The organism is Lichenibacterium minor (assembly GCF_004137685.1).
Lineage (GTDB): Bacteria > Pseudomonadota > Alphaproteobacteria > Rhizobiales > Beijerinckiaceae > Lichenihabitans > Lichenihabitans minor.
Map to the genome: position 1 here is coordinate 44,108 of NZ_QYBB01000023.1, position 17,394 is coordinate 61,501.

Here is a 17,394-nt window from a genome sequence, read left to right on the forward strand (position 1 = left end):
GATCCCGCGCGGGCCGCGGGCATTGTCGGGCAGCGGCAGGCTGCGGCGGAGACGCGCGATGACGGACAGGACCGACCTTCCCACGCTGGCCTCGCCCGACGACGATCCCTGGATCTGGCTCGAGGAGATCGAAGGGCAGCGCGCCACCGCCTGGGTCGACGGGCGCACCGCCGACACGGTGCGGCGCTTCGGCGGCCCGCGCCGGGACGCCGAAGCCGCCGCCCTGGCGGCGCTGATGGACCGGCCCGACAAGATCCCCGGCGTCACGCGGCGCGGCGAGCACCTTTACAACTTCTGGCAGGATGCCGCGAACCCGCGGGGCCTGTGGCGGCGGACCACGCTCGCCTCCTACCTGCGACCCGCGCCGGACTGGGAGATCGTCCTCGACGTCGACGCCCTGGCGAGGGCCGAAGGCGAGGATTGGGTCTATGCCGGCGCCGCCGTCGAGCCGGAACGGCGCGAGCGGGCCATCCTGCGCCTGTCGCGGGGCGGCAGCGACGCCGTGGTGCTGCGGGAGTTCGACGTCCCGTCGCGCGGCTTCGTCGCGGGCGGCTTCGCAGCGCCCGAAGCCAAGGGCGGGACCGCCTGGGTCGATCGCGACACGCTGCTGCTGTTCACCACGCTTCCGAGCGCGTCGGGTGTCGAAACGTCGACGCGGTCCGGCTACAGCCGCACGGTCCGCCTGTGGCGCCGCGGGTCGGCGATCGCCGACGCGCCCGTGGTGTTCGCGGTCGACGCGGCGTCGATGGCGGCGCAGGCTTTCGTGGACCGGAGCGGGGCCGAGCCGCGCATCTGGTTCACCGAAGCCATCGCTTTCTTCGACCATGCGGGCTGGCTCGGCGACCCGTCCGGCCCGAAGCACAGGCTCGACCTCCCCACCGACGCCCAATGGGACGTCCACGGCGACGTCCTGCTCGTGAAGCCCCGGACGCCGTTCGGCGTCTCTGGCCGCACCCACCCGCCCGATACCCTGCTGGCCTTCCCGCTGTCGGGTTTCCTCGCCGGCGAACGGTCCTGCGACGTCCTCTTCGAGCCCGCGCCGCGCCGCTCGCTCGAAGCCTTCTTCTGGACCGGCGACCGCCTCGTCCTGTCGGTCCTCGACGACCTCGTGCCGCGCTTCGCGCTCCTGTCCCGCGCCGGGGACCGGTGGGAGCGCCGCGACCTCGACATGCTCCCGTCGGTCGGCGTGGTCGACCTCAGGACGCTCGACGCCGAAGCGGAGGACAGCGACGGGACCCTGGTGGTGTCTTCGCAGGATCCCGTGACCCCGTCGCGGACGATGCTGTTCCAGGCTTTCGGCGACGGCCCCTTTCCGTCCCCCACCGTGGTCAAGGCCAGCCCCGCGGGGTTCGACGCATCCGGCCTCGTCGTGACGCGCCACGAGGCCGTCTCGACCGACGGGGAGCGCATCCCCTACACGCAGACCGGCCCGGCCGGCGACACCGGGGACGCACCCGTCCACCTCAGCGGCTACGGCGGCTTCGCGGTGTCGACGCTGCCCCATTACCGCCTCGCCGCCGGCAAGCTGTGGCTGGAACGGGGCGGCACGACCGTCACGGCCAACATCCGCGGCGGCGGCGAGTTCGGCACGCGGTGGCACGAGGCCGGGCGGCGGGAAGGCAAGCGGCTCGCCCACGACGATTTCGCGGCCGTGGCGGCAGACCTCGTGCGCCGCGGCGTGACGCGCCCGGGCCGCATCGCCGCCGAAGGCGGGTCGAACGGCGGACTGCTCATCGCCAACATGCTGACGCGCTACCCGGAGCGCTTCGGCGCCCTGTTCTGCACCATCCCGCTGATCGACATGCGCCGCTATTCCAAGCTGCTCGCCGGCGCCAGCTGGGTGGCGGAATACGGCGACCCGGACGTTCCGGAGGATTGGGCCTTTCTCGGGCCCCTGTCGGCCTATCACGCCGCCGAGCCGGGCCGGCCCTATCCGCCGACCCTCATCGCCACGACGCGGCGCGACGACCGCGTCCACCCCGGCCATGCCCGGAAGATGGCGGCCAAGCTGCAGGCCATGGGCTACCCGGCCCACCTCTACGAGCCGGCGGCGGGCGGCCACGGCTATGGCAAGGACAATGCGGAGCGCGCCGCCTTCGTGGCGCTCGGCTACGGCTTCCTGCGCCGCTCCATCGGCTGGGAGGGCTGACACCGGCGGTCGAGGGTTCACACCGCCGGCCACGATCACCCGCCGACCAGGAACGCCTTATTGAACGTGTGGTCGGCCTCGGGCGGCGGGGGCGGGAACGGCGCGGCCAGTTCGATCGCGTGCAGGGCCAGCGCGTCAAGCTGGGCGTTTCCGCTGCTCTGCACGATGCCGAGGCCGGTCAGCTTTCCGGCGTCGTCCACCGTGAAGGTGATGGCGACATTGCCGCTCAAGCGCTGCGCGAAGGCCGTGCGGGCGAGCTCGACCTGGGCCTGGCGGATGCGGCCCTGGACCACGCCCGCGTAGGCGGCGTTGATCTGCGCCGTCGCATTGCCCGCCAGCACCGAGCGGAAGCTCATGGGCATCGCGGCCGCGTCCATCGGCAGGGCCGCGGCCAGCTTGTCGGCGGTGCTCGGCACCTTGGCGACTGTGGGCGGCGAGGGCCTGTCGACCGGGGCCGGAGCCTTGGCCGGGCTGGGCACGCTCGACGCCGCCGTCGGATCGCCCGTGGTCAGCACCTGGGGCACGGCGGCGGGCCGTGCTTCGCGGGTCGCCTGATCCGCCTGGTGCTCGTCGGGCACGAGGTTGGCGGCCTTGTTGTCCCGATCCTGCGTGGCGGCTCGGGCCGCGTCGGGCGGCGGCGCGACGAGCTTCGGGGGCGCCGTCTCGCCAGGCGGGGCCGCCGCGGTCGGCTTGCCGGCGTCTGTCGGGCTCGGCGCCGGTTGGCGCGGCGGCGACGGGGGCACCGGGGACGGCGGCGACAGCGCGGCCGCGAGCTTCGCGTCCTGCGTCGGGGCCGGCGGCTTCTGCTGGGGCCGCGCGGGCACGGGGCTCGGCGTCTCCGACGACGCGGGCTTCGCCGCACCCGCCTTGGCGTCCGCCACCGGGCCCGCGCCCCCGTTCCCTCGCTCGGCACCCTTCGTCGCCGCGGTCGCCGACGCTGGCTTCGGGACCTCGTGGACCACCTCCACGGGGATCTCGACCTCGCGCTGGGTTTCGGCGTCGCGAAAGGACAGGAGATAGAAGAAGGCGGCCGCCAGCGCGACATGGACCAGGATGGCGCCGCCGCCGAAACCCACCAGGCCGCCCGCCCGCTCCCGCCACCCGCGCCGGGCGGCGCGCTGCAGGATGTGGCGGGGGACGAGGTCGAGGCGGGGCGCCGGCTCGTGCAGCGCCTGCAGGTGCGGGGCATCCCCGAGCCGCGCATCCGGGGGCACGTCGGCGGAGGTCGGCCCGGACGCGTCGATCGAGATCAGGCCGTTGCTCCGTCGGCAGGCGAAGGGGGGCGGCATCGCGCCCCGGCCGCCGCTGCCGCGTTTCGGTGGGGCAGCCCCGCGGACGTCGGGACGCCCGCGGGGCCGAAGTCCGAGTCGAAGCGGGCCTTCAAACCTTGCTGGTCGAGGCCCGGTAGATCTGGTCGATCGCCGTCGACAGCGCGGCGTCGAAGTCCGCCTCGGTGGTGTCGTAGCGGAGGTCGTCGATCAGCGCGCGCGAGAAGCTCGCGATCATGCCGTGGTTGCGGGACAGCCGTTCGCATGCGTCGTCGCGCGTGTAGCCGCCCGACAGGGCCACCACGCGCATCACCTTGGGGTGCTCCGTCAGGCTCCGGTACAGGTTCGCCTCGGTGGGGATCGTCAGCTTCAGCATGACCTGTCGTCCCGCCGGCAGGGCGTCGAGGTGCCTGACGATCTCGGCCTTGAGCATCTCCTCGGCCGCGGCCTTGTCGGGGGCTTTGATGGACACTTCCGGCTCGATGATCGGCATCAGGCCGTGCTTCGCGATCTGCTCGGCGACCTCGAACTGCTGCGCCACGATGGCGGCGATGCCGTCCTTCGACGCGCGGGCGACGACCGATCGCATCTTGGTGCCGAAGACGCCGAGCTTCGCGGCGCGCGCCAGCAGGGCGTCGAGCTCCGGCATCGGCTTCATGAGCTGGACGCCGTCCTTCTCGGCCTCGAGCCCTTTGTCCACCTTGACGAAGGGGACGACGCCGCGCTTCTCCCACAGGTAGGACGGAACGGGTTGGCCTTCCGCCTCGCCGTCCATCGTGCCCTCGAACAGGATCGCCCCGATCACCCGCTCGCCCGTGAAGGCGGGGGCGGTCACGATGCGCACCCGCATCTTGTGGATCTCGCCGTACATCTGGGCGTCGCCGCTGTAGGCGGTCTCGGGCACGCCATACTGGGCGAGTGCCTTGGGGGTGGACCCGCCGCTCTGGTCGAGGGCGGCGATGAAGCCGCCCTTGCCGGACATCTGCGCCATCATGGATTCGTTCGCCATGCCCGTCGGCCTCGCGTGTCTAGAGGGGGGAACCGGGCCCGTGCCCGGCATCGCCGTGATTCGCCCTGGTGGTGCGCGCCGATGTCCTAACACATCCCGCGGACGCGCGAGCGGGGCTCAGCCCTGGCCGGCGGCCGCCCTGTCGAGGAACCAGCGCACCTCGCCGGAGCTGCGCAGGCGGCCGGCCGGCACGTCGGCGGCGCCCGACCGGATATGGGCCACCATGTCGGCCTTGTCCTTGCCGGTCACCAGGAACGCGATGGCGCGGGACGACGCGATGGCTGGGTAGGTGAGCGTCAAGCGCGCTTCGGGCCGCCCTTCCGTGACGGCCGCCGACCACCTGTCCCGCTCGTCGAGCACCGGTTGTCCGGGGATGAGCGAGGCCGTGTGGCCGTCGGGGCCGAGACCCAGCAAAGTCACGTCGAAGAGCGGCCGGGCGGGGTCGAGCGTGTCGGCGCCGTAGAACCGCTTCAAGCGCCGCTCATAGGCGGCGGCGGCATCCTCGGGGGTCAGCGCGGCCGTGTCGAAGCTGTGGACGCGCCCCTCGGGTACGGGAACATGGGCCAGCATGGCTTGCTCCACCATGCGGAAGTTGCTGTCCTGGTCGTCCTTCGGCACGAAGCGCTCGTCGCCGAAGAACCAATCCGTCCGGTCCCAGGGGAAGCGGTCGCGAAAAGCGGCGCTCGCCAGGCGCTCGTAGAGCCGCTTCGGGGTCGAGCCGCCCGACAGGCTGACGGCGAAGCGCTCCTTGCCCTCGGCCTGCCGGACGAGCCAGGACGCGGCCGCGTCGGCCACGGCGTCGGGATCGTCGAAGACGGCGAACTCGCCCTGGGCCACATGTCGGTCCGTCATCACGCGGTCTCCTCGATGGCGGCCCGGCGCAGCGCCGTGATCCGCTCCGCATAGTCGGGGGCGTCGAACACGTAGGATCCCGCCACGAAGACGTCGGCGCCGGCGTCCACGCCGGGCCGGATGGTGCGGTCGTTGATGCCGCCGTCCAGCATGACGCGCGTGCCGAGGCCCCGCTCGGACGCCATGGCGCGGATCGCCCTGACCTTGGGAAGCATCTCGGGCAGGAAGCTTTGACCGCCGAAGCCCGGGTTGACCGTCATGACGATGACGACCTCGCAGAGGTGCATGACGTATTCGATCAGCGCCGGCGGGCTCGCCGGGTTCAGCGCCACGCCGGCCTGCTTGCCCAGGGCGCGGATCTGGCCGAGCACGCGGTGGAGGTGGATCGTCGAGGTCGATTCCGCCTGGACCACGATCGAATCGGCGCCGCTCTTCGCGAAATCCTCGACGAAGCGCTCGGGCTCGACGATCATCAGGTGGAGGTTGAGGTGCTTGCGCGTCGCCTTGCGGATCGCCGCCACCACGGCGGGCCCGAAGGTGATGTTGGGCACGAAGCGCCCGTCCATGATGTCGACGTGCAGCCAGTCGGCGCCGGCCTCGTCGACGGCGCGGCAGTCGTCGGCCAGGCGGCCGAAATCGGCCGACAGGACCGAGGGGGCGATCAGGAACTCACTCATGGCGCGTCAGGTCGGCTCGGCTGGGGGCAGGAGAAAGGTTTCGATGGCCTTGGCGAAGCCCTCGTCGTCGTAGCCGGCCGTGACGGCGGAGGCCTGGGCCTTCACCTCGTCGCTGGCGTTGCCCATGGCGATCGAGAAGCCCGAGCGCTTGAACATGTCCACGTCGTTCGGCATGTCGCCGATGGTGGCGATCTCCGAGGTGGGGATGTTCATCGCCTTCGACAGGACTTCCACCACGTCGCCCTTGTTGGCGTGAGGGTGGGTGACGTCGAGGTAGTAGGGCTGCGAGCGCGCCGCCGAGGCCCGGTCGCCCAGCGCCGCCCGCATGTCGCGTTCGGCCGTCTCGACCGCCTTCAGGTCGTCCGACACGCCCACCACCTTCGTGGCGCGGTCGAGGTCCTCGTCGGCGAAGGCGTCCACCACCTCGGCGGCGAACTTCACCGTCCAAGCTTCCCGCTCGACGTGGGGCGCGCCCCGCTTCGTGATGAACCAGCCCTTCGCGGTGTAGAGCCACGCGTCGAGCCCGTGGTCCGCGATGATGCGGATGGCTTCGCGCGTGACGTCCGGCGGCAGCGTCTTCTCCTCGATGACGCTGAGGTCCGGCCTCACCAGGGCCCCGCCGTTGAAGCCGGCGATCATGGTGGTGATGTGCAGCGGCGCGATCAGCATCGCCATGCCGCGCGGCGGCCGGCCGCTGGTCACGGCGAAGCGGATGCCGGCCGCTTCCAGGGCCGCCACGGCCTTCACGGCGCGCTCGGTCAGCACCTTGTCCTTGGTCACCACCGTGCCGTCGACGTCGGCCAGCAGCAGCGAAATCTTGCCTTTCGGGCGGTCTGACACTGGATGCTCCTTCACAGCTGCAGCACGTAGCGTTCGATCGCCTTGGCGAAGCCGTCGTTGTCGCAATCGTCGGTCACCGCGTGGGCGGCCGCCTTCACGGCGTCCGAGCCGTTCCCCATGGCGACGCTGAACCCTGCCACCTCCAGCATGGGGATGTCGTTGGCGCCGTCCCCGATCGTCAGCACGGCCGAGACCGGGACGCCGAAGGCCTTGGCGAGGCTCGCCACCGCTTCGCCCTTGTGGGCCCGCGGGTGGGTCACGTCGAGGTAGTAGGGCTGGGAGCGGGTCGCGAGGGCACCGTCGCCGAGGTCGCGCTGCAGCATCGCCTCGCAGGCCGCGAGGCGGCCGTGGTCGTTGCAGGAGCCGATGACCTTCAGCACGCGGCCGTAAAGGTCGGGTCCGAAGTCCTCGACCACGACGGGCTCCTGCCCGATGGTCCGCGTTTCCAGGGGAACGTTGTCGCCTCCGGGATCGCGGATGTACCACTGCGCGTCCGTGAACAGCCAGGGGTCGAGGCCCTGGCCGCGCAGCAGGGACACGGCGCGCCGCGCGACGTCGGGGGCGAGCAGCTTCTCCTCGACGATGTTGAGGTCGCCGTCGACCACGGCCCCGCCGTTCACCGCCGCTGCCGTCACCTTCATGCCCAGGAGGGCGAAGATGCCTCGCAGGCCCACCGGCGGCCGCGCGGTCGTCACCGTGAAGCCGACACCCTTCTGCGCCAGGGCCGCGATGGCGGCGCGGGCCCGGGGCGTCAACACCTTGGCGTGATCGACCAGGGTGCCGTCGATGTCCGAAACGACGAGGCGGATCGGCTCTGGCGGCATGGACGGGCGCAGGGCTGAAGCCGTCACTTCGAGGGCTCCCCGGGCTGCTTCGGGCCGGGGTCCAGCCTCACCGGCCGCCAGGCACGGTCTCCGTCCCGCGCCAGCAGGAGGTCCGCCGAAACCGGCCCCGCGGTGCCGCCCGCGTAATCCGGAAAGTCCTGCGGCGCCGACCGGCCCCAGTGGGCCAGCACCCCGTCGACGACCCGCCAGGCCTCCTCGACCTGGTCGGCGCGCTGGAACAGCGTCTGGTCCCCGGTCATCGCGTCGTAGAGCAGGGTCTCGTAGCCCACGTTCTGTTGCGCCGGAAACCAGTCCTTGTAGGCGAAGTTCATCTTCACGCTCTTCAGGTCGACGACCGGACCGGGGCGCTTGACCTCGAACTGCAGCGAGATGCCCTCCTCCGGCTGGATCTGGATCGCCAGCCAGTTCGCCTGGATGTCGGAGGTTTCCGTCGCGGCGAAGAGAGCCGTCGGCGCCGGCTTGAAGCGGATCGCGACCTCGCTGGTGCGCGCGCTCATGTGCTTGCCGGTGCGCAGGTAGAAGGGAACGCCGGCCCAGCGCCAGTTGTCGATGTCGAGCTTCAGGGCGACGTAGGTTTCGGTGTGCGACCGCGGGTCGACGTGGGGTTCGGCGCGGTAGGCCTCGGTGGGCTTGCCCAGCACCGTCCCGGCGGCGTACTGCCCTCGCACCGCGTGTTCGGGCTTCACGGTCTTCATGGACTTGAAGACGTCGACCTTCCGCGAGCGCACGTCGTCCGCGCCGAAGGACACCGGCGGCTCCATGGCCACCATGGCGACGAGCTGGAAGACGTGATTCGGCACCATGTCGCGCAGCGCGCCCGTCGCCTCGTAGAACCCGCCGCGGCCCTCGACGCCGACCGTTTCCGCCACGGTGATCTGCACGTGGTCGATGTGATCGCGGTTCCACAGCGGCTCGAACAGGCCGTTGGCGAAGCGGAAGGTCATGATGTTCTGGACCGTTTCCTTTCCGAGGAAATGGTCGATCCGATACACCTGATCCTCGCGCAGCACCTTCAGCACGCGCGCGTTCAGGGCCTGCGCCGACGCGAGGTCGTGGCCGAAGGGCTTCTCGATGACGACGCGGCGCCACGCCCCATCCCCGCTCTCGGTCAGCCCGGCGGCGCCGAGCCCGTCCACCACCGTGCCGAAGAAGCGGTCCGCCACGGCGAGGTAGAACAGCGCGTTGCCGCCCGTGCTGTGGCTGCCCGCGAGGTCGCCGAGCCGGGCCTTCACGGCCTCGAACGTCTTGGGATCCTCGAAGTCGCCCTTGAGGTAGAACATGCGGGACTTCAGCCAGTCCCAGGCTTCGACGTCGATCTTGGCGGGATCGAACTCACCGGATCCGCCGACGAAACCCTGCATCATCTCCGACAGGCTGTCCCGCCAGCCCTCGTCGGTGCCGTCCGAATGGTCGACGCCCAGGATCGCGAAATCGTCGGGCAGCAGGCCCGTCGTGGCCAGATTGTAGAGCGCCGGGGTGACCAGCCGCTTCGTCAAGTCGCCGCCTCCGCCGAAGATCACCATGGCGCAGGGCCCGGCCTTCGGCGTGGACGATTCCGGGGCGGCCGAAGCCGAAACGGTCTGCTCACCCATGGCCTACCCCTCCTTCAGCGCGGCGTCGGCGACGTCGACGCGCCTTCGGGGGCGGGAGCGTCGCGGTGCTCGACGTGGCCGCCGAAGCCGAAGCGCATGGCGGACAGCGCCTTCTCGCCGAACGTATGCTCCTCGCGCGACCGGAACCGCGCATACAGCGCCGCCGACAGCACGTTGGCGGGGACGGCCTCCTCGATGGCCGCCTCGATGGTCCAGCGTCCCTCGCCCGAATCGTCCACGACCCCGGAGAAGTGGTCGAGCTTGGGGCTGGCCGTCAGGGCCGACGCGGTGAGGTCGAGCAGCCACGAGGAGATGACGCTGCCGCGGCGCCAGACTTCGGCGATGTCGGTGAGGTTCAGGTCGAAACGCTCGGTCTCGGTCAGGTCAGGCGAGTTCTTCTTCTTCAGGATGTCGAAGCCCTCGGCATAGGCCTGCATCAGACCGTACTCGATGCCGTTGTGGACCATCTTGACGAAATGGCCCGCGCCGGTCGGGCCGGCATGGATGTAGCCGCGCTCGGCGCGGGTGTCGGTCAGCTTCTCGCGACCGGGCGTGCGGGGGATGTCGCCGATGCCGGGCGCCAAGGCGTCGAGGATCGGGTCGATGGTGTCGACGGCCGACTTGTCGCCGCCCACCATCATGCAATAGCCGCGCTCCAGCCCCCACACGCCGCCGGACGTGCCGACGTCCACGTAGTGGATGCCCTTCTTGCCCAGGTCCTGGCCCCGGTGGATGTCGTCCTTGTAGAAGGAGTTGCCGCCGTCGATGAGGATGTCCCCGTCGGACAGGAGCTCGCCCAGCCGGTAGACGGCGTCGTGGGTGATGGCGCCGGCGGGCAGCATCACCCACACGACGCGCGGCGACGCCGTGAACTTCGATACGAGGTCCTCGAGGCTGTCGGCCCCGACCGCGCCGTCGTCGACCAGGTCCTGGACCGCTCGCGCATTGCGGTCGAAGGCGATGCAACGATGCCCGTGGCGCTGGAGCCGCCGCACGATGTTGCCGCCCATGCGGCCGAGACCGATCACGCCGATTTGCATCGCTGAAGCCTTTCGAAGATCTGGAGTCGCCGCGCCAACGCGGAGGGTGGCCATTCGGCCGCGTCACGCCGGCCGATTTCGGGCGGCATCTTTCCCTCGTGGAGGGATGGCGCGAAACCCATGAGGCGTTGATCGGCGGGCGCCGGAGCCCCTTCGGACGCCGACGCCGTCGCGATGCGGGATCAGGCGGCCTTGCTGAACTCGCCGCGGCGCTTCTTCACCCCGCCGATGAGGTTGTCGAAGGCTTCCTCGAACTTCTTGATGCCGTCGATCACCAGCTCGTGCGTGATCTCGTCGAGCGAGATGCCGAGCTTCTCCAGCGCCGCCAGGGAAGCCTCGGCGCCGGCGACGTCGCTCTCGATCGAGTCCTTGATGGCGGTGCCGTGGTCGCCGAAGGCCTTCATCGTCGCGGGTGGCATGGTGTTGACCGTGCCGAGGCCGATGATATTGTCGACGTAGTAGGTGTCGGGCAGCGACTTCGATTTCGTGCCCGTCGAGGCCCAGAGCAGCCGCTGCGGGTGTGCGCCCTTGGCGGCCAGGGCTTCCCAGCGGGGGCCGGAAAAGATCTGCTTGCCGCGCTGGTAGGCGCGCTTGGCATTGGCGATGGCGATCTTGTGCCTGGTCATCTCGACCAGAGCCGGGTCGGCGCCTTCGAGGGCATCGATCTTGGCATCCGCCGCGGAATCGATGCGGCTGAGGAAGAAGCTCGCCACGGACGCGACGCGGGACACGTCGCCGCCCTTGGCGGCCAGCTCCTCGAGGCCCGCGATATAGGCCTGCGCCACGTCCTCGTAGGCCTTCACGGCGAAGAGCAGAGTCACGTTGACGTTGATGCCTTCGGCGATCGTGGCCTGGATGGCGGGCGTGCCGGCGTCGGTGCCCGGGATCTTGATCATCAGGTTGGGCCGGTCCACCGCGGCCCACAGGCGCTTCGCGTCCTTTTTGGTCGCTTCGGTGTCGTTGGCGATGTTGGGCGCCACCTCGAGGCTGACGAAGCCGTCCCCACCGTCCGCGCCCTCGTAGACGGGGAGGAAAACGTCGGCGGCGGCCTGGATGTCGGCGATCGCGATGGTCTCGTAGACCGTCATGTCGTCGGCATCGCCCTTGCCGAGCATCTCCTTGAGGACGTCGTCGTAGTCGTTGGTCGAGCCGATCGCCTTCTCGAAGATGGACGGGTTCGACGTCAGGCCCTTCAGGCCGTGGTTGTCGATGAGGTTCTTCAGTTCGCCGGACGACATCAGCGTCCGGTGGAGGTCGTCGAGCCAGGGCGACTGGCCGCAGGCTTCGAGCTGCTGCAACGGGTTCATGGCGGATCTCCTGCCTTCCGGAAAACGGGAGGGCGCCGGCCGGACCGGCCGGCGCCCCGGGATCATTCGGCGGCGCGCTTCGCCCCGGCGGCGTTCTGCTTCTCGATCTGCTGCTTGGCGTGTTCGACGATCTTCTCGGGCGTGAAGCCAAATTTGGTGAGCAGCGCCTTCAACGGCGCCGATGCGCCGAAGGTGTGCATCCCCACCACGACGCCGAGCCGGCCCGTGTATTTCTCCCAGCCCATCGTGGCGGCCTGCTCGACGGCGACGCGCGCCGCGACGTGCGGCGGCAGCACCTCGTCCTGGTAGGCCTGGTCCTGGAGCTCGAACTGTTCCCAGCAGGGCATCGACACCACGCGGGCGCCGATCCCCTCCTTGGACAGAGCCTCGTAGGCCTCGACGCACAGGTAGAGCTCCGAGCCCGTCCCCATCAGGATGACCTCCACCTCCTTGCCGTCCTTGGGATCGGCGAGCACGTAGGCGCCCTTGTGCACGCCTTCGGCCGGCTTGAAGACGGTGCGGTCCAGCGTGGGCATGGGCTGCCGGGACAGGATCAGGGCCGCCGGGTTCTTCTTCAGCCCGATGACGAACTTCCAGGCTTCGGCGGCCTCGTTGGCGTCGCCGGGGCGCAGCACGAAGAGGCCCGGGATCGCGCGGAGGCTCGGCACCTGCTCGACGGGCTGGTGCGTCGGGCCGTCCTCGCCGACGCCGATCGAATCGTGGGTGAAGATCCAGATCGACGGCAGCTCCTGCAGCGACGACAGGCGGATGGCCGGGCGCAGGTAGTCCGAGAAGATCAGGAAGGTTGCCCCGTAGGGACGCAGGCCCGACAGCGCCATGCCGTTGCAGATGGCCCCCATCGCGTGTTCGCGGACGCCGAAGTGGACGTTGCGGCCGCCGCGGCTTTCGGGCTTGAAGGTGCCGGCCTCCTTGGCGGTCTGGTTGGTCTTGGTGGACTCGTCGAGGTCCGCCGAGCCGCCCACCAGCCAGGGATAATGCGGCGCCAGCGCGTTCTCGGCCTTCGAAGCCGATTCGCGCGTCGCCATGCCCTTCTCGTCGGCCGGGAAGGTCGGGATCGCGTCGAAGGCGGCCTGCGGCACATCCTTGGCGATGATCGCGTCGACCTGCCTGCCTTCGTCGGGGTACTTCGCCTTGTAGGCGGCGAACAGGTCGGCCCACTGGGACTGCAGTTCGCCGCCGCGCTTGCCCATCGTGTCGGCGAAACGCTCGTAGACGCCGTCCGGCACCAGGAAGGACGAGTCTTCCGGCCAGCCGTAGAACGCCTTGGTGAGCTTCACCTCGTCGGCGCCGAGCGGCGAGCCGTGCGACTTGTTGGAATCCTGCTTGTTGGGCGAGCCGTAGCCGATGTGGCTTTCGACGATGATCATCGTCGGGCGCGATTTTTCCTCGAGGAACCCCGAATAAGCGGCGGCGACCTGCTTCAGGTCGTTGGCGTCGCGGACGTGGAGCACGTTCCAGCCGTAGGACAGGAACCGCGCGCCCACGTCTTCCGAGAAGGCCCAGCCGGCGGGCCCGTCGAGGGTGACGTTGTTGGAGTCGTAGATCCAGCAAAGGTTGTCGAGCTTCCAATGCGCCGCGAGCGACGCCGCCTCGGAACCGATGCCCTCCATCATCTCGCCGTCCGACGTGATGGCGTAGACGTTGTAGTCGAACAGCGCGAAGTCCGGCTTGTTGAAATGCGCGGCGAGCCACTTCTCCGACAGCGCCATCCCGACGCTCATGGCGATGCCTTGGCCGAGCGGCCCGGTGGTGGCCTCCACGCCGGTGGTCATCCCGTATTCGGGATGGCCGGGCGTGTAGGATCCGGCCTGGCGGAAGCTCTTGACGTCGTCCATCGAGACGGCGAGGCGGTTCAGCTTCTGGCCGTCGTGGTCGACGGCCTCGACCTTCGTCAGATGCAGCATGGAATACAGCAGCATCGAGGCGTGGCCCGCCGACAGCACGAAACGGTCGCGGTTGGGCCAGAGCGGGTTCTTCGGGTCGTAGCGCAGCCGCTCCGTCCACAGGTCGTAGGTGGGGGCCGCCATGCCCATCGGGGCGCCGGGGTGACCGGAATTAGCCTTCTGGATCGCGTCGATCGAGAGCGTGCGGATCGTGTTGATGCACAGTTGATCGATGTCGCTCATGACTTCCCCTCTCGCCCTTCGGCGGGCACGTCGGCCTCGAGCCCGTGCTAGCTCAAGCTTGGCTGTCCGTCCACGCGCGGCCACGCGCCGCGACGGCATCGGTCATGCAATTTCAGAACCGCTGCCCACAGTTTTAGTTCAACCCCCGCCGGGCGCATTCTCGGCGCGCCGCGCTTGCGCCGGGCGGGCCCGCGCCGCATGGGAGTGCGGCGGTCCGAAGATCGACGTCGAGGGGTCCATGCTGGCGAGGCGGTTTGCGGCGGCGATCGGCCTGCTGGCGGCGGTGCTGTTCTCCCAGGCGCCCGAGTTCGTGCAGCAGTACCGCCAACGCCTCGGCGGAGCCGTCGACGAGCTGAAGCGGACGATCGCGGCCTTCGACGCCGAAGCGCGGGAACACTCGCTGTCGCTCGATGCGGGCATCGGCCGGCTCCGCGCCAACGCCGACCCGCTCGTGCGGGAGCGCGGCGACGACCTCGCGGCCGATGTCGAGCGCGAGCGGCGGCTCGACGCGCAGGAGCGGGCCTTCGAGGGCGCGGGACCTTTGGGGCTCTGCTGGGCCTTCGCCGCGGGTTTCGATCCCGCCGTCGCGAGCGGCGCCTACGCGATCTTCCAGCCGGCCGTCCCCGTCACGGCGGCCGGCTTCGCGTCGGCGGCCGCCGGCTTCGTCGCGGGCTACGGCGGCACGCGCCTCGTCGCGGCGCCGTTCGGGCGGCGGCGGCGGCGGCAGCGCAATGCCGCCGCGGCCTGAGGTGATCCCCCCGGAGGCCGGGCGGGACGGCTAGGCGTCGTCCGCGATCGGCGGCCTCATGGCCGACACGGCGCCGCCGTTGAGCTGCGCCGCGACCGCGTGGCCGAGCGCCACGGCGACGAGGCACAGCACCACGGACGCCCCGACGTTCACCAGCGCGCGGTTGACCGCTCCCGCGCGCAGGAGGTCGAGCGTCTGCAGGCTGAAGGACGAGAAGGTGGTGAAGCCGCCGCACAAGCCGACGAGCACGAACAGGCGCAGGGTTTCCGGCACCGGGAAGCGGCCGTGCGACAGCGTCAGCGTGCCGAAGAAGCCGATCACGAAGGACCCGGCGATGTTGATCATCACCGTGCCCCAGGGAACGCCCTGGCTGATCGGCGCCAAGGCCCCGGCCAGCGCATAGCGCCCCACGGAGCCGAGGGCGCCGCCCAGCGCCACGGCGAGGCAGGTTGCGAGGTTCATGCGCGCTTTCTCCGTCTGGCGGATCGCCATCCCACGGCGGGGGGCCGGCGCGCCCCGACCCCGAATTGACCGCCGCGGCACCTCTCCCTATGTCGAAGGCTGTTCCCGCCCCCCGAGTCCGCCATGGCCGTCCGCCCCATCCTCACGCTGCCCGACAACCTCCTGCGACAGAAGTCCGAGCGGGTCGCGAAGGTCGACGGCCCGGTTCGGGCGGCGCTCGACGACATGATCGAGACCATGTACGACGCGCCCGGCATCGGCCTCGCCGGCGTGCAGGTCGGCATCATGCAGCGCCTGGTCGTGATCGACGTCGCCCGCAAGGACGAGGAGCCCCAGCCGCTGTTCCTCATCAACCCCGAGATCGTCCAGGCTTCGGCCGAGCTGATGGTCTACGAGGAGGGGTGCCTGTCGATCCCCGACTATTACGAGGACGTGGAGCGTCCCGAGCGGGTGCGCGTCCGCTTCCAGGACCGACACGGGGCCGAGTGCGAGATCGAGGCCGACGGGCTGCTCGCGACCGCGATCCAGCACGAGATCGACCACCTCGACGGCGTGCTCTTCATCGACCACATTTCGCGCCTGAAGCGCGAGCGCGTGGTGAAGAAGTTCGCCAAGGCGGCCCGCTTGGCGCAGGACGAGAACCGCCCCTTCGATCCGCGCGCCGAGCCCCGGGCCGCCATGGGGGCCCGCAGGCCGCCGCGGCCCGCCGAACCGGCCGCCTGACCCGGACGAGCCCCGCCATGCGCATCGTCTTCATGGGGACTCCCGTCTTCGCCGTGCCGGTGCTGAGCGAGCTGGTGGGGCAGGGGCACGAGGTCGCGGCCGTGTACACCCGCGCGCCGACCCGCTCCGGCCGCGGCATGGCGGAAACGCCCTCGCCGGTGCACGCCCTGGCGTCGCGCCTGGGCCTCCCCGTGCTGCATCCGGCGAGCCTGAAGGGCGAGGACGCCGCTGCGGCGTTCCGGTCCCACGAGGCCGACCTCGCCGTCGTGGTGGCCTACGGCCTGCGGCTGCCCCAGGCGATCCTCGACGCCCCGCGCCTGGGATGCGTCAACCTCCACGGCTCCATCCTGCCGCGGTGGCGCGGTGCGGCGCCGATCCAGCGCGCCGTGATGGCGGGCGATGCGGAAACCGGCGTCGCCGTGATGCGCATGGAAGCGGGGCTCGACACCGGCCCGGTCGGCATGGAGGAGCGCCTGCGCCTCACCCCCGACATGACGGCCGGCGACCTCCACGACCGCTTGGCGCCGATCGGCGCCGACCTGATGGGGCGCGCCGTCGGCGCCCTGGAGCGCGGCACGCTGCAGTTCCGGGCCCAGCCCGACGAGGGCGTCACCTACGCCAGGAAGATCGAGAAGGCGGAAGCCCGCATCGACTGGTCCCGCCCCGCGCCCGAGGTGCTGCGCCACCTCATGGGGCTGTCGCCGTTCCCGGGCGCCTTCTTCGAGGCCGATCTCGGCCACGGCCCCGAGCGCGTCAAGGTGCTCCGGGCGAGGCTCGCCCACGGGTCGGGAACGCCCGGCACGGCGCTCGACGACGCCCTGACGGTCGCCTGCGGGGCGGGCGCGGTGGCGCTGACCACCCTGCAGCGCGCCGGTAAGGCGCCGCTGTCCGCAGCCGAACTGCTGCGCGGCCGGCCCGTGCCGTCCGGCACGCGGCTCGGTTGATGCCGCGCTTCAAGCTGACGATCGAATACGACGGGTCGGGCTTCGTCGGCTGGCAGCGCCAAGCGAACGGCCTGTCGGTCCAGGAAGCGATCGAGACCGCCGCGGCACCGCTCGGCTGCCTGCCCGGCGGGATCCACGGCGCCGGCCGGACCGATTCCGGCGTCCACGCGACCGGGCAGGTGGCCCACCTCGACCTCGCCAAACCCTACCGCACCGACAGCGTGCGGGACGCCATCAACGCCGCCCTTCGGCCGCATCGCGTTGCGATCCGCGCCGCCGAAGCGGCGGCGGCCGACTTCGATGCCCGCCATTCCGCCGTGCGGCGGCGCTACCTTTACCGCATCCTCAACCGCCGCGCGCCCTTGGCGCTCGACGCCGGGCAGCGCTGGCTGGTGAAGCCCGCGCTCGACGCGGAAGCCATGCACGAGGCCGCCCAGGGACTGCTCGGCCTGCACGACTTCACCACCTTCCGCGACAGCGAGTGCCAGGCGGCGAGCCCCGTCCGCACGCTCGACGGCTTCGCGGTCGCGCGCGACGGCGACGCCATCGAGATCCGGGTGTGGGCCCGCTCCTTCCTGCACCGCCAGGTGCGCTCCCTGGTGGGGTCGCTCGTTTCCGTCGGGCTCGGGCGCTGGTCGGCGGGCGACCTGCGCGCCGCGCTCGACGCGCGCGACCGCCGGCGCTGCGGGCCCGTGGCGCCGGCCGACGGCCTCTACCTGACGCACATCGACTATCCCTGACCGCGCCTGCGACCCACGGGCCGGCTCCGGCGTTGCTGAAGCCGTGGCCGC

Annotated in this window: 16 protein-coding genes; 5 read left to right on the forward strand and 11 right to left on the reverse strand. The window is 70.9% G+C overall.

Features of this window, described 5'->3' with window-relative positions:
* Positions 1 to 58: 58 nt before the first annotated feature.
* Positions 59 to 2,149 carry a prolyl oligopeptidase family serine peptidase gene (locus tag D3273_RS18040; protein WP_129228281.1) on the forward strand — a complete coding sequence of 697 codons (2,091 nt, stop codon included), beginning with the start codon at positions 59 to 61 and terminating at the stop codon, positions 2,147 to 2,149.
* Positions 2,150 to 2,184: 35 nt separating this feature from the next.
* On the opposite strand, the gene D3273_RS18045 is transcribed toward D3273_RS18040, so the two are convergent.
* The 10 genes from D3273_RS18045 to tkt form a co-directional block, all read right to left on the reverse strand.
* Complete coding sequence (locus D3273_RS18045) at positions 2,185 to 3,438, reverse strand: energy transducer TonB (protein ID WP_129228282.1); 1,254 nt, start codon at positions 3,436 to 3,438, stop codon at positions 2,185 to 2,187.
* A gap of 91 nt (positions 3,439 to 3,529) precedes the next feature.
* Positions 3,530 to 4,426, reverse strand: coding sequence for a fructose bisphosphate aldolase (locus tag D3273_RS18050; RefSeq protein WP_129228283.1), 897 nt, complete (start codon positions 4,424 to 4,426; stop codon positions 3,530 to 3,532).
* Between the two features lie 117 nt (positions 4,427 to 4,543).
* A complete protein-coding gene (gene pgl, locus D3273_RS18055; RefSeq protein WP_129228284.1) occupies positions 4,544 to 5,278 on the reverse strand; it encodes a 6-phosphogluconolactonase in 735 nt (244 codons plus the stop codon).
* Positions 5,278 to 5,955: a ribulose-phosphate 3-epimerase gene (gene rpe / locus D3273_RS18060; RefSeq protein WP_129228285.1), complete on the reverse strand. Its 678-nt coding sequence runs from the start codon at positions 5,953 to 5,955 to the stop codon at positions 5,278 to 5,280. Before rpe ends, pgl begins: the two co-directional genes overlap by 1 nt.
* Before the next feature lie 6 nt (positions 5,956 to 5,961).
* The gene (locus tag D3273_RS18065) at positions 5,962 to 6,795 is read right to left on the reverse strand and encodes a Cof-type HAD-IIB family hydrolase (RefSeq protein ID WP_129228286.1); all 834 of its coding nucleotides are present in this window, start codon (positions 6,793 to 6,795) and stop codon (positions 5,962 to 5,964) included.
* 11 nt (positions 6,796 to 6,806) lie between these two features.
* Positions 6,807 to 7,646: a Cof-type HAD-IIB family hydrolase gene (locus D3273_RS18070; RefSeq protein ID WP_129228287.1), complete on the reverse strand. Its 840-nt coding sequence runs from the start codon at positions 7,644 to 7,646 to the stop codon at positions 6,807 to 6,809.
* Complete coding sequence (zwf, locus tag D3273_RS18075; RefSeq protein WP_129228288.1) at positions 7,643 to 9,232, reverse strand: glucose-6-phosphate dehydrogenase; 1,590 nt, start codon at positions 9,230 to 9,232, stop codon at positions 7,643 to 7,645. The genes D3273_RS18070 and zwf overlap by 4 nt, the downstream gene beginning before the upstream one ends.
* 14 nt (positions 9,233 to 9,246) lie before the next feature.
* Positions 9,247 to 10,326 (reverse strand): phosphogluconate dehydrogenase (NAD(+)-dependent, decarboxylating), encoded by a 1,080-nt coding sequence (gene gnd, locus D3273_RS18080; RefSeq protein ID WP_281011324.1) that lies wholly within the window; start codon positions 10,324 to 10,326, stop codon positions 9,247 to 9,249.
* Positions 10,327 to 10,454: 128 nt separating this feature from the next.
* Positions 10,455 to 11,579 (reverse strand): transaldolase, encoded by a 1,125-nt coding sequence (tal, locus tag D3273_RS18085; RefSeq protein WP_165359552.1) that lies wholly within the window; start codon positions 11,577 to 11,579, stop codon positions 10,455 to 10,457.
* A 62-nt stretch (positions 11,580 to 11,641) separates the two neighbouring features.
* Positions 11,642 to 13,726 carry a transketolase gene (tkt, locus tag D3273_RS18090; RefSeq protein ID WP_129228291.1) on the reverse strand — a complete coding sequence of 695 codons (2,085 nt, stop codon included), beginning with the start codon at positions 13,724 to 13,726 and terminating at the stop codon, positions 11,642 to 11,644.
* A 238-nt stretch (positions 13,727 to 13,964) separates the two neighbouring features.
* On the opposite strand from tkt, the gene D3273_RS18095 reads away from it, so the two are divergent.
* Positions 13,965 to 14,474, forward strand: coding sequence for a DUF2937 family protein (locus D3273_RS18095; RefSeq protein ID WP_165359553.1), 510 nt, complete (start codon positions 13,965 to 13,967; stop codon positions 14,472 to 14,474).
* A gap of 30 nt (positions 14,475 to 14,504) precedes the next feature.
* On the opposite strand, the gene crcB is transcribed toward D3273_RS18095, so the two are convergent.
* Complete coding sequence (gene crcB / locus D3273_RS18100) at positions 14,505 to 14,936, reverse strand: fluoride efflux transporter CrcB (RefSeq protein ID WP_129228293.1); 432 nt, start codon at positions 14,934 to 14,936, stop codon at positions 14,505 to 14,507.
* Positions 14,937 to 15,059: 123 nt separating this feature from the next.
* Between crcB and def the strand changes: the two genes are divergently transcribed.
* Genes def through truA form a run of 3 tightly spaced genes read left to right on the forward strand, consistent with a single transcriptional unit; the run spans position 15,060 to position 17,343 of the window.
* The gene (gene def / locus D3273_RS18105) at positions 15,060 to 15,659 is read left to right on the forward strand and encodes a peptide deformylase (RefSeq protein WP_129228294.1); all 600 of its coding nucleotides are present in this window, start codon (positions 15,060 to 15,062) and stop codon (positions 15,657 to 15,659) included.
* 17 nt (positions 15,660 to 15,676) lie between these two features.
* Complete coding sequence (fmt, locus tag D3273_RS18110) at positions 15,677 to 16,603, forward strand: methionyl-tRNA formyltransferase (protein WP_129228295.1); 927 nt, start codon at positions 15,677 to 15,679, stop codon at positions 16,601 to 16,603.
* Positions 16,603 to 17,343 (forward strand): tRNA pseudouridine(38-40) synthase TruA, encoded by a 741-nt coding sequence (truA, locus tag D3273_RS18115; protein WP_129228296.1) that lies wholly within the window; start codon positions 16,603 to 16,605, stop codon positions 17,341 to 17,343. Before fmt ends, truA begins: the two co-directional genes overlap by 1 nt.
* Positions 17,344 to 17,394 lie beyond the last annotated feature (51 nt).